Origin of the sequence: Fonticella tunisiensis (assembly GCF_004364155.1) — a bacterium.
Lineage (GTDB): Bacteria > Bacillota > Clostridia > Clostridiales > Caloramatoraceae > Fonticella > Fonticella tunisiensis.
The window spans coordinates 1-12,191 of record NZ_SOAZ01000043.1 but is presented as its reverse complement, the minus strand read 5'-3'; the positions used below and the strand labels follow the sequence as shown (position 1 = coordinate 12,191).

Here is a 12,191-nt window from a genome sequence, read left to right as displayed (position 1 = left end):
TTCCACTGTTCAATTTTCAAAGGCCAAACTTTATATGTCCCTTAGGACCGATGTCGCTAGATTATATTATCATGTCATTTCTATTATGTCAACTAGCAATTTTTTATTTGATGCTTCATCAAGCAGCTTGTTTATATTATCATGGGTCCTAAGTAGATGTCAAATGGTAATTTTTAAACTTCAATGTCCCCAATCGGGACAGCTTTTATATTTTATCAAACCATATATATTGTGTCAACCACCTTTGACTCTCTATTGCTGTCTTATCACAGCGACTTTTATATATTACCACAGGAAATTGTATTTATTAAATCTATTATTTCCCATGATAATAAAATAAATATACCTTTCTTTAAAATTCTTTAGAAATCTTAATGTATTACATATAGACACTCCTGGATTCGTTAACATTGACTTTAAGTATTTTATTTATATATCCTAAGGCTATACCCCTACAAAATAAAGGTTTATCTTATCAAAAAATACCGGAAGTTTGATTAATTACTTATAAGTTTTGGTACTGTTTAAAAATACTGTTGTAATATTTTTATATTTTTATTTGATTGGAGCATTAACTAAATGGTCTAAATCCTCACGCATTCCAATTGGTGTTGGAATATTGTTGCCTTTTATGCCCATGTAAGCCCTGATTGCGTCTAATATCTTATGCCCCAATAAAAAATGGAAATAAAAAGGATGTGGAAAACAAAATAATATTCCTTCGATATCTACTTAAAACTAAAGACATTAGATTCATCTCTTCAGATGGATCTAATGTCTTTTACGATTGATTTCAAATCAATTTAATTTTTTATCATTGTTCCAATTCCCTTATTAGTAAATATTTCTAATAATATACAATGTGGAATTCGTCCATCGATAATATGTGTTCTGCTTACTCCCTGTTCAAGTGCTTCTATACATCCTAATACCTTTGGTATCATTCCTCCGGTAATGATACCTTTATCAATTAATTCATAAGCTTCTTTTATAGTGATTTCAGGAATTACTTCATCGCTATCTTTTGAATATTTAATTCCTTCTACATCCGTAAGAAGAATCATTTTCTCAGCTTTTAGTGCAGAGGCAACTGCTCCAGCCACCGTATCTGCATTAATGTTATAGCTTTTACCTTCCATATCCACTCCAACAGGCGCAATCACTGGAATGTATTCATCCTTTGCCACTAACTCCAGCAGCCTTGAATTAACGTTTCTGATTTTTCCAACGTAGCCTATATCCGTTTCTACCCCGTCAACAGTGGTTTTATATCGCTCACATTCAATAAGTTTACCATCTATTCCACAAAAACCAACGGCTTTTCCACCTTTGCAGTTTAACAAAGAAACTATTTCCTTGTTAGTTTTCCCCACAAGCACCATTTGAGCAACTTCCATAGTTTGCGCATCTGTAACCCTCAATCCATTGATGAATTTACTTTCAATATTATAAAGCTTCAACGCTTTAGTTATGTCAGGCCCACCTCCATGCACTAAAACTGGATTTACTCCAATATACTTCAAAAGTGTAATATCTTCCATAACTGAATTTTTCAGTTCCTCGCTTATCATGGCATTTCCACCGTATTTTATAACAACGGTTTTTCCATTTAACCTTTGAATGTATGGCAATGCCTCGATAAGTGTTCCAGCTTTTTTAATTAAAGTTTCCATAAGCACATTCCTTTCTTAACTACAAATACAGCCCCGAAGCAACAAGCCCTGTTTTTTCATCCAATTCAAACATAATATTCATATTTTGAACAGCCTGGCCGGCAGCACCCTTTATCAAATTGTCAAGGGCCGAAACAACGACTACTCTATTTAGCCTTTCATCTACCACCAAACCAATATCTACAAAATTAGAACCTGACACGTGGTTTGTTTCCGGAAGCTTGCCCTCATCATATATTCGGATGAAAAATTCGCCTTTATAATATTCTTCGTAGATTTTTAGCAATTCCCCCGCCGTATACTTTTGTTTCAAATCTGCATAAGCTGTACTTAGAATACCCCGTTTCATAGGAATAAGATGGGGTGTAAAGGAAAGAATAATCTCCTCTCCTGCCACAAGGCTCAGCTCCTGTTCTATTTCTGAAGTATGCCTGTGTGTAGCAACCTTATAAGCCTTAATATTTTCAGTGCATTCACAAAAATGGGTATCTAATGATAACCCTCTTCCAGCTCCCGATACACCGGATTTTGCATCAATAATGATATGACGCGTATCAATCAGCTTATTAGCAATCAAAGGAACTAAAGCAAGGATGGAACAGGTCGTATAACATCCCGGATTTCCTATGAGGTGAGCTTTTGCAATTTCATCTCTGTGCAGCTCAGGCAGTCCATACACGGAAATATCTAATAACTCTGGGTTGTCATGTTTTGTCCCGTACCATTTTTCATATATAGACACATCATTATATCTAAAGTCTCCACTTAAATCTATAACCTTCACTCCATGTTGTACAAATTGTGGGATTACAGTTTTGGAAGCGCCATGTGGAAGGGCTGTAAAAACTACGTCACATCGATTTGCTATCTTCTCCACATCGAGCTCTTCGCATTTTTGATCCACGATTCCCCGAAGATTCGGGTAAATATCGGAAATATTCTGCCCTACAAAGCTTTGAGATACAACTGAAACAATTTTAACCTGAGGATGTTGCGACAGAATCCTTACAAGTTCAATTCCTACGTATCCAGTTGCACCTAATATACCAACTTTTATCATCACAAGTCCTCCTTGAATACGAATAAGTATTTTATTCGTCTTCTTTATATTCCTTGCACAACAAAGCTCTTATATATCCCCTATCTTTCGTGGTAGAGTCAATATAAAAACCCCTTTTATAGTAACAACAAATAAGAGGAGTCGCTTTAGAGGCTGTATGAAGATATATCTTTTTTATACCCATCTCTTTCATTGCTGTATCCACCACATCAAGCAGTGCCTTTCCTACTCCGTTATTCTGGTAATCCGGTCTGACTCCAAATCTGCTTAAATACGCAGTTTTATCAGGAAATACTTCTATTCTTACACTTCCCACAGGTATACCATTCAATAGGGCTACAAATACTTCTTTTGTTTCAATATCTCTTTTTATATCCTCATAAGTTTCTTCCATCGCAGCAATTTTGCTATCTCCGCCTGCATACTCCCTATATTGTTTAAAGGCTTCTTTTGTTATCCTCTGTATTTCCGATATATCCTCAAGTTTCGCCCTTCTAACTTCTAAAACCTTCTTTTCTATCTCTCCGAATTTTTCTGAAGTATTGAAATGTTTTTTTAAAAATATTATTCCCTCTTGTTGTACAGCTATTGGCTCCATGTATCTACCCCCTTTATACACTAATCTCACTTAGTATTTCATCTATACTTGCTATCAATTTATCAATATCCTCTGAGGTCACAATTAATGGGGGAAGAATTCTTAAAACTTTTTCCCCTACATTTCCTACAAGGAATCCCTTATACAGTAGTTTTCTTGTGATCTCCCTTGCATTATCGATAGAAAGCTCTATACCTATCATCAATCCTTTTCCTCTTATCTCACTGATGATGCTATGTCTCTCTTTCAATTGATTAAGTTTCTCTTTAAAGTATTCTCCCATCTTTTTCGCATTTTCTACTAATCCATCATTAAATATCGTCTTCATTACTGCAAGTCCTGCTGTACAAGCAAAAGGGTTTCCTCCAAAAGTGCTTCCGTGATCACCAGGTTCGAAAGCATTTGCAACATGTTCTTTTGCACAGACAGCTCCAATGGGAATTCCTCCGCCTAACGCCTTCGCTAACGTAAAGATATCTGGCTCTATATCATAATGAAGATATCCAAATAATTTTCCTGTTCTTCCAATTCCAGTTTGAACTTCATCTAAAATCAATAAAATATCATTTTCTTCACAAATTTTCTTAAGCTCATGCATATATTCATAATCTACAGGATTGACTCCACTCTCTCCTTGAATCGGCTCCAACATGACTGCACAAGTAGAAGGGGTAATCGCCTCTTTCAGTGCTTCTATATTGTTGATTTCAACATGCTTAAACCCAGGTGTAATTGGATAGTATGGCTTTTGGTACTTCTCCTGTCCCGTTGCAGCAACCGTAGTCATAGTTCTTCCATGGAAAGAATTTTTTAGAGTAATGATTTCATATTTATGATTGAAACCTTTCTTCTTAAAATAAATTCTCGCAAGCTTAATTGCTCCTTCATTGGCTTCAGCACCGCTATTTGCAAAAAATATCTTATCTGCACAAGAATTTTCTACAAGGATCTTTGCTAATTTTGCCTGGGATTCTATATAGTAGAGGTTTGATGTATGAAGTAATTTTTCAAGCTGTGATTTTAATGCCTCTACGAGTTTAGGATGGCTGTGTCCTAAAACATTCACTGCGATTCCACCTAAAAAGTCATAATATACCTTGTCTTCTAAATCCCACAATAGCATTCCCTTGCCCCGTTTAAAACAGACAGGATTTCTATCTCCGAATACATTCATAAAATATTGCTTATCCAAGCCTATAATTTCTTGTAAAGTCATATAATACCCCTCCAAAATTATAGAATAAATATTTAAAAAACCAGGAGCCATATAAATTTATCATCTAAATAATTATACATTTTATTGAATAAAAATTCAATAATTATTTACTCTGTAGATATTTTCTACTTTTATTTGATGGACTTTTCAGAGCAACACAACGGATTAAAAAGGATGTGAGCATATTTAAAGCACTGACTATATCCCAAACGAATATTCACTTAAAGAATATACATCCATCTTATGATTTTCTTCCCTGTTTCTTTCAATAGTTGCAAGTATGGCATTCAAAGTATCAAAAGACGTAATGCATGGCACGTTATATTCCATTGCTGTGCGTCTTATAGAAAACCCATTTCGGGTAGGAATTTTTCCTTTTGTAGGAGTGTTAATGACCAAATCAATCCTATCCTCCTTCAGCCATCTCTGCACTTCTTCTATAGGAATTAGCTTAACATTTATACCCCTCTCCTTTAAATAAGAATATGTATGATTTGTAGCCAACAATTTATATCCCATATTGAAAAGTTTTTTTGCAATTTCTACGCCTTCATCCAAATCCCTTTGTGCAATAGATAGCAGCACATTTCCAGCAGCAGGAATTTTGATTCCAGAGGCCACAAGTGCTTTATTCAAAGCTTTATTATACTCTTTGTCCACTCCCATAACCTCTCCGGTGGACTTCATTTCTGGTCCTAAAAAAGTATCTACCATAGTGAGCTTGGAGAAGGAAAAAACGGGAACTTTTACAGCTATAAAATCAGTTTCCTTTACTAATCCGGTAGCATATCCCAGGCCTTTTAAAGACTTACCCATAATAACTTTGGTTGCCAAAGCGATCATAGGTATTCCTGTCACCTTGCTCAGTATGGGAACCGTTCTACTAGCACGTGGGTTTACTTCAATGACATAGACTTTGTTTTTTTCGTCTAATACAAATTGTATATTGAAAAGTCCCTTGATCTTTAACGCTTTTGCAATCTTTAAAGTGTACTCAATTATAATGTTTTTACTGTCTTCTTCCAGTTTCTGAGGTGGATATATTGCCATACTATCTCCTGAGTGAACTCCTGCTCGTTCTACATGTTCCATAATTCCAGGGATTAAAACATCTATCCCATCGGAAATTCCGTCAACTTCCACCTCTTTTCCTAAAATATATTTATCTATAAGCACAGGATGCTGCGTTGAAACGTTTACTGCAAGCTGCATATATTCTCTTAATTCCCTGTCATTATATACAATTTCCATTGCCCGACCACCAAGAACATAAGAAGGTCTCACAAGGACGGGATACCCTATTTCATTGGCAATCTCTATGGCCTGTTCAACACAAAAAGCAGTACTGCCAGGTGGAAGCGGAATATTAAGCTTTTCTAAAAGTTTTAAAAACTTTTCTCTGTCTTCTGCAATATCAATACTTTTTACATCTGTTCCTAAAATTTTGACTCCAGCCTCCTGCAATGCAGTGGCAAGATTAATAGCCGTTTGTCCTCCAAACTGAACAATTACTCCTTCAGGCTTTTCTTTTTCAATGATATCCAATACACACTCCTTTGTAAGTGGTTCAAAATAAAGTTTATCGGATGTATCAAAATCTGTACTTACGGTTTCTGGATTGTTATTTACAATAATAGATTCAACCCCTAATTCTCTAAGGGTTTGTGCTGAGTGGACACTACAATAATCAAACTCAATTCCCTGTCCTATTCTAATTGGTCCAGAACCAATTACAATTACTTTACGCCTATCATTTACCACTACATCATCTTCCTCTTCATATGTTGAATAATAATAGGGCGTAGCTGCTTCAAATTCACCGGCACAGGTATCCACCATTTTATATACTGGAAATATTCTGTACTGCTTTCTTTTTTCCATAACTTTCTCTACGGTGGTATTCATTAAATTTGCTATATAAGAATCTCCAAATCCTATCTTTTTCGCTTTATACATCAACTCATAGCTGATATGTTCAATAGAACTTTCCTTGATTTCCTTGGCAAGAAGGACGATCTTTTCAAGTTTTTTAATAAAGAAATAATCTATTTTTGTTATATCCACAATTTCTTCTACAGAAACCCCCTTTTGCAGTGCTTTACATATAGCAAAAATCCTCTCATCTCTGGGAACTCTAATAAACTCCTTCAGCTCCTCTATGGATTTATCTTCAAACTCCTTCAATCCCAATTGATAATTTAGCTTAATATCCAAAGAATCGATTGCTTTTAAAAAAGACTCTTCAAAGGTTCTTCCGATTGCCATCACTTCTCCAGTAGCTTTCATCTGCGTTCCAAGGGTGCGGTTTGCGGTGTTGAATTTATCAAAAGGCCATCTTGGAACTTTTGTCACCACATAATCAAGGGAAGGCTCAAAACAAGCATAGGTATTTTGCGTAATAGAATTTTTAATTTCATCAAGATTCATACCAACAGCGATTTTAGCCGTTACTCTTGCAATAGGGTATCCCGTAGCTTTTGAAGCTAAAGCACTGGAACGACTAACTCTTGGATTGACTTCTATAACAACATATTCAAAACTATTTGGATTTAAGGCAAACTGTATATTGCAGCCGCCGTTAATCTTAAGTGCACGTATAATTCTAATTGAAGCAGACCTTAACATTTGATACTCTACATCGGACAAAGTTTGACTTGGAGCTACTACAATACTGTCTCCTGTATGTACTCCTACAGGATCCAAATTTTCCATATTACATATCACAATACAGTTGTCTGCATTATCCCTTATAACTTCGTATTCAATTTCTTTCCACCCCGCCACACTTTGTTCAAGCAGTATTTGATGAATCATACTTAATTTTAATCCACGGCCTGCGATATATTTAAATTCTTCCATATCATTTGCAATTCCACCTCCAGTTCCACCTAAAGTATAGGCAGGACGTACTATAATAGGAAATCCAACTTTCTCCGCAAAAGCTACGGCATCTTTTAAATTAGTCACAATTGTACTGTTAGGCACTCTTTCCCCTATTTCCTCCATAGTCTTTTTAAAAAGCTTACGATCTTCAGCTCTTTGAATGGATTCAAGGGGTGTTCCCAGAAGTTCAACTCCCAATTCTTCCAATATTCCATCTTTAGCTAACTCTACTGCCATATTAAGTCCCGTTTGTCCTCCAAGAGAGGAAAGAATTCCGTCGGGTTTTTCTTTATAGATAATTTTTTTAACAAAATCTAAAGTAATAGGTTCAATATATACCTTATCTGCAACTTCCCTGTCTGTCATAATCGTTGCAGGATTGCTATTGATAAGTACGACTTCTATACCTTCCTCTTTTAATGCCTTACAAGCCTGAGTACCAGAATAATCAAATTCTGCTGCCTGACCAATGACTATAGGGCCTGAACCTATAACAATTACTTTTTTTATATCTTCTCTCTTAGGCATTGGAATTCACCTCTATCATTTTCATAAAATCATTAAATATATAGCTGGAATCCTGAGGTCCGGGAGCCGCCTCCGGATGATATTGCACACTAATCACCGGAAGAAATTTATGTCGAAAACCTTCTACCGTATTATCATTTACATTTACATGTGTTATGACTGCATCTTTGCAGAAATCATGCTGTAATGCATAATTATGATTCTGTGAAGTGATGTAAACCCTTCCTGTAGTAAAATCCTTTACAGGATGGTTGCCTCCATGATGTCCAAACTTTAACTTATAAGTCTTTCCTCCTAGAGCTAACCCGAGAAGCTGATGCCCTAAGCATATTCCCATGATAGGTTTCTTTCCCAATAGCTTCTTAATATTTTCTACTGACTCTTGCAAATCTTCCGGGTCTCCTGGTCCATTTGAAAGAAGAATCCCATCGGGATTGATTTTTAATAGTTCTTCTGCACTTGCGATATAAGGATATACATATAAATTACAATCCAGCTGATGTAAGATTCTTAGTATATTTCGTTTTATTCCAAAATCCATGACAGCAATTTTCTTTCCCTTTCCCTGTAGATGATACATTTCCGGTGTACTAACTTCCTCCACAAGATTTGTTTTAATTGAAGCCTTTTCTTTTATCCTGCTTAAAAGTGCTTCTGTATCATAACATTCTGTGGATATAACTCCATACATGCTGCCATATCTTCTTATGTGCTTTGTGAGTCTTCTTGTGTCAATATCCTTTATACCTACTATATTATGTTTTTTAAAATAGTCTTCAGGAAGTATTTTGCACCTCCAGTTGCTCGGCGCATCGCATATCTCTTTCACAATAAATCCATTGACATGTGGCTTATGGGATTCTCTATCTATCTCATTAAAACCATAATTTCCAACCAACGGGTAAGTCATTGTAACGATTTGTCCTTTATAGGAAGGATCTGTTAAAATTTCTTCATATCCGGTCATACAAGTGTTAAAAACTACTTCACCGAAAACTTCTCCAGTAGCACCAAAAGAATTTCCCCAAAATGTTGTACCATCCTCCAGCACAAGTTTTGCTTTCATGTATCTGCTCCTTTCAGTATATTTACAATGAAAACTTTTCCTATAAACTTTCGCTGTGTAAATAATTATACATTATTATGTATAATAATACAATTATATTTATCATATTTATTCAATATTTAAGATAATGGGACATACCGACCGAGCAGGTATGTCCCCAATATCTGTATCCAAAGTTATCTTTTAATAACTATTGCATGATTTTTTTTATTCCTCTTTTTAAAATGCTCTCATAATTTATGAATTCATAAATATCTTCTTCAAATAATGAACTGAATTCCTTAAATTCTTCTATTTTTAAATCCTCTATAGCTTTATTTTTTTCTTCGCAATAAAGTACAATTGAACCTGCCACTCCATGGGCATCTCTAAAAGCCATTCCTTTATTCACAAGATAATCTGCAACTTCTGTGGCGTTTAAAAAACCGCTTTTTACTGCATTAAGCATGTTTTCTTTTTTAACCTTTAAAGTTGAAAGCACTGCAATCATCATGCTAATACACTTTAAAACTGTATCTACTGCATCAAAGAACGGTTCCTTATCTTCCTGCATATCCTTGTTATATGCAAGGGGAAGTCCTTTCATTGTAGTAAGAATGGATATCAAGGCTCCATATACCCTTCCGGTCTTTCCTCTAATGAGTTCTGGAGCATCCGGGTTTTTCTTTTGCGGCATAATACTACTTCCAGTTGCATACTGATCGTCAATTTCAATAAAATTAAACTCTTTACTACTCCATAAAATCAATTCTTCACTTAACCTGCTAAAGTGCATCATGAGAATAGAAAAACAAGAAATCAGTTCTATTATATAATCCCTATCGCTTACTCCATCCAAATAATTGTCCACGGGTTTTTTAAATTGAAGCTCGTTTGTTGTGTATTGTCTGTCTATGTTATAAATTGTTCCAGCGAGGGCACCACATCCAAGAGGGTTTTCATCCATCAATTCTACAGCATTTAATACCCTCTTTTTATCTCTGCCAAACATATTGTAATACGCCATCATGTGATGCTTAAAAGTTACAACCTGGGCTCTTTGAAGATGGGTATATCCAGGCATAATAAAGGGATTTTCTTCTGCAAGCTTTGAAATCACATTTTGAAGTTCATTTATTAATTCTACAACTTCTAAAGCTTTTTTCTTGGAATAAAGTCTCATATCTACTGCTACTTGATCATTTCTACTTCTCGCCGTATGAAGCTTTTTCCCAACTTCCCCCACTCTCTCTATAAGCTTCACCTCCACAAAGCTGTGAATATCCTCATATTCCCCTTCTATTGTAAGATCTCCCTTTTCTATATCTTCAAGCATTGATGTCAATCCAGATACAATAAGACTGCCTTCCTCTTCCGTTAAAATCCCACATTGAGTCAGCATTTTAGCATGGGCCTGGCTTCCTTTAATATCCTCAAAATATAATTTTTTATCAAAACTTAAGGAACTATTAAAGTCTTCCATCAATTTGCTTTCTTTTTTTTTGAATCTTCCTCCCCAGAGCTTCATTTAACTATTCCCTTCCTTGTTTTTTTCTGTCATTGCTTTTATTTTATATGGTAGTCCAAATAAGCTGATAAACCCTGCTGCATCCTTATGACTATACAATTTACTCTCTCCAAAAGAGGATATTCCTTTGTCATATAATGCAAAAGGAGAATCTATTCCAGCTACCATGATATTTCCTTTATAGAGCTTTAATTTCACAGTTCCTGTAACATTTTCCTGAGTTTTATCGATAAATGCATCTAAAGCCTCTCTTAAAGTACTAAACCAGATTCCATCATATACAATCTCAGCATATCTTTGAGCCACAAGCTGTTTATAATGATATGTCTGCCTATCAAGAGTAACTTGCTCAATTTCACGGTGGGCAGCTAACAGTACGGTACCTCCCGGCGTTTCATACACCCCCCTTGATTTCATGCCTACCAGCCTATTTTCAACTATATCCACAACCCCTATTCCATTTTCACAGGCAATTTTATTCAACGTTTTCACAAGTTCTACTGGCGAAAGTTCCTTCCCATCAACCTTTTTAGGAATTCCCTGCTCAAAATAAATTTCTACATAACTTGCCTCATCCTTCGCCTTTTCAGGTGGAGTAATCATTACATACATATCCGTTTTATGTTCATTTGTTAACTCTTCCAAATCACCACCTTCGTGACTTATATGCCATAGATTCCTATCTCGAGAATATATCTTTTCTTTTGTCACTGGTATTTTTATTCCTTTTGCATATGCATAGTCAATAGCATCTTCTCTTGATTTAATATCCCATATTCTCCAGGGGGCTATAATTTTGATTTCAGGATCTAATGCAGCTATGCTCACTTCAAAACGCACCTGATCATTTCCCTTTCCTGTACAGCCATGGCTTATGTACTTTGCCCCTTCTTTATGGGCTATTTCCACAAGCTTCTTGGCAATTAATGGCCTTGCATAGGACGTTCCCAGGAGATATTTATCTTCATAAACAGCTCCCGATTTTATGGCTTTGTAAAGATAATCTACTACAAATTCTTCTTTAACGTCTTCAATATATACCTTAGATGCTCCTGTAATCAGAACTTTTTCTTCGATTTCTGCCATATCATCTTCCTGACCAACATCCACACAAACAGCAATTACATCAAAATCATAGTTTTCCTTCAACCACGTTACTATGATGGAGGTATCCAAGCCTCCAGAATAAGCTAAAACAACCTTCTCTTTCATTTTTCTCAACGCCCCTTTTTCAATACTTATTAACTTCAAACCTATATTATAATCATACATTTATATTTATAATTATTCAATATTTTTTATAATTATTCATTTAATCATGTGATAGTAAGTTTATCGCTAAAAAAACTTCGGAAAAGCAAAATCAAAATGAGTATACAACAAAACGTCATTGATAATACTAGACTGACTTGCATTAAGGACCGGAAAATAGCTCGTATCATCCTGGAAATAAAAAAAAGAAGGCCTAAGCCTTCTATTTGGTGACCCCTAGGGGACTCGAACCCCTGTTACCACCGTGAAAGGGTGGTGTCTTAACCGCTTGACCAAGGGGCCATATATCAATATATTCATCCGGCAGCTACCTACTCTCCCATGGCGTCTCCGCCATAGTACCATCGGCGTTACAGGGCTTAACCTTCGTGTTCGGAATGGGAACGGG

8 protein-coding genes, 1 tRNA gene and 1 rRNA gene are annotated in these 12,191 nt (G+C 35.7%); all 10 read right to left on the bottom strand.

Annotated features, from left to right (window positions below; all coding sequences use genetic code 11):
- Positions 1 to 803: 803 nt before the first annotated feature.
- Positions 804 to 1,673, bottom strand: coding sequence for an acetylglutamate kinase (argB, locus tag EDD71_RS14580; RefSeq protein ID WP_166636505.1), 870 nt, complete (start codon positions 1,671 to 1,673; stop codon positions 804 to 806).
- Positions 1,674 to 1,692: 19 nt separating this feature from the next.
- Positions 1,693 to 2,733: an N-acetyl-gamma-glutamyl-phosphate reductase gene (gene argC / locus EDD71_RS14575; protein WP_133629452.1), complete on the bottom strand. Its 1,041-nt coding sequence runs from the start codon at positions 2,731 to 2,733 to the stop codon at positions 1,693 to 1,695.
- Between the two features lie 31 nt (positions 2,734 to 2,764).
- Positions 2,765 to 3,331 carry a GNAT family N-acetyltransferase gene (locus tag EDD71_RS14570; protein WP_133629451.1) on the bottom strand — a complete coding sequence of 189 codons (567 nt, stop codon included), beginning with the start codon at positions 3,329 to 3,331 and terminating at the stop codon, positions 2,765 to 2,767.
- A gap of 13 nt (positions 3,332 to 3,344) precedes the next feature.
- Positions 3,345 to 4,547, bottom strand: coding sequence for an aspartate aminotransferase family protein (locus tag EDD71_RS14565; RefSeq protein ID WP_133629450.1), 1,203 nt, complete (start codon positions 4,545 to 4,547; stop codon positions 3,345 to 3,347).
- Positions 4,548 to 4,745: 198 nt separating this feature from the next.
- Positions 4,746 to 7,958 carry a carbamoyl-phosphate synthase (glutamine-hydrolyzing) large subunit gene (carB, locus tag EDD71_RS14560; protein WP_133629449.1) on the bottom strand — a complete coding sequence of 1,071 codons (3,213 nt, stop codon included), beginning with the start codon at positions 7,956 to 7,958 and terminating at the stop codon, positions 4,746 to 4,748.
- Positions 7,951 to 9,024 carry a glutamine-hydrolyzing carbamoyl-phosphate synthase small subunit gene (gene carA / locus EDD71_RS14555; protein WP_133629448.1) on the bottom strand — a complete coding sequence of 358 codons (1,074 nt, stop codon included), beginning with the start codon at positions 9,022 to 9,024 and terminating at the stop codon, positions 7,951 to 7,953. Before carA ends, carB begins: the two co-directional genes overlap by 8 nt.
- Before the next feature lie 190 nt (positions 9,025 to 9,214).
- Positions 9,215 to 10,531 carry an argininosuccinate lyase gene (gene argH / locus EDD71_RS14550; RefSeq protein WP_133629447.1) on the bottom strand — a complete coding sequence of 439 codons (1,317 nt, stop codon included), beginning with the start codon at positions 10,529 to 10,531 and terminating at the stop codon, positions 9,215 to 9,217.
- Positions 10,532 to 11,743 carry an argininosuccinate synthase gene (locus EDD71_RS14545; protein WP_133629446.1) on the bottom strand — a complete coding sequence of 404 codons (1,212 nt, stop codon included), beginning with the start codon at positions 11,741 to 11,743 and terminating at the stop codon, positions 10,532 to 10,534. It abuts the gene before it with no gap.
- Between the two features lie 267 nt (positions 11,744 to 12,010).
- Positions 12,011 to 12,085: transfer RNA gene (locus tag EDD71_RS14540), tRNA-Glu, on the bottom strand.
- Positions 12,086 to 12,101: 16 nt separating this feature from the next.
- Positions 12,102 to 12,191: ribosomal RNA gene (rrf, locus tag EDD71_RS14535) — 5S ribosomal RNA — on the bottom strand; the annotation flags it as partial.

What these genes read in the sequence shown, in the direction of transcription:
- EDD71_RS14570 (WP_133629451.1), bottom strand. Translation starts at nt 3,331, where the DNA reads ATGGAGCCAATAGCTGTACAACAAGAGGGAATAATATTTTTAAAAAAA.
- EDD71_RS14565 (WP_133629450.1), bottom strand. Translation starts at nt 4,547, where the DNA reads ATGACTTTACAAGAAATTATAGGCTTGGATAAGCAATATTTTATGAAT.
- carB (WP_133629449.1), bottom strand. Translation starts at nt 7,958, where the DNA reads ATGCCTAAGAGAGAAGATATAAAAAAAGTAATTGTTATAGGTTCAGGC.
- argB (WP_166636505.1), bottom strand. Translation starts at nt 1,673, where the DNA reads ATGGAAACTTTAATTAAAAAAGCTGGAACACTTATCGAGGCATTGCCA.
- argH (WP_133629447.1), bottom strand. Translation starts at nt 10,531, where the DNA reads ATGAAGCTCTGGGGAGGAAGATTCAAAAAAAAAGAAAGCAAATTGATG.
- argC (WP_133629452.1), bottom strand. Translation starts at nt 2,733, where the DNA reads ATGATAAAAGTTGGTATATTAGGTGCAACTGGATACGTAGGAATTGAA.
- EDD71_RS14545 (WP_133629446.1), bottom strand. Translation starts at nt 11,743, where the DNA reads ATGAAAGAGAAGGTTGTTTTAGCTTATTCTGGAGGCTTGGATACCTCC.
- carA (WP_133629448.1), bottom strand. Translation starts at nt 9,024, where the DNA reads ATGAAAGCAAAACTTGTGCTGGAGGATGGTACAACATTTTGGGGAAAT.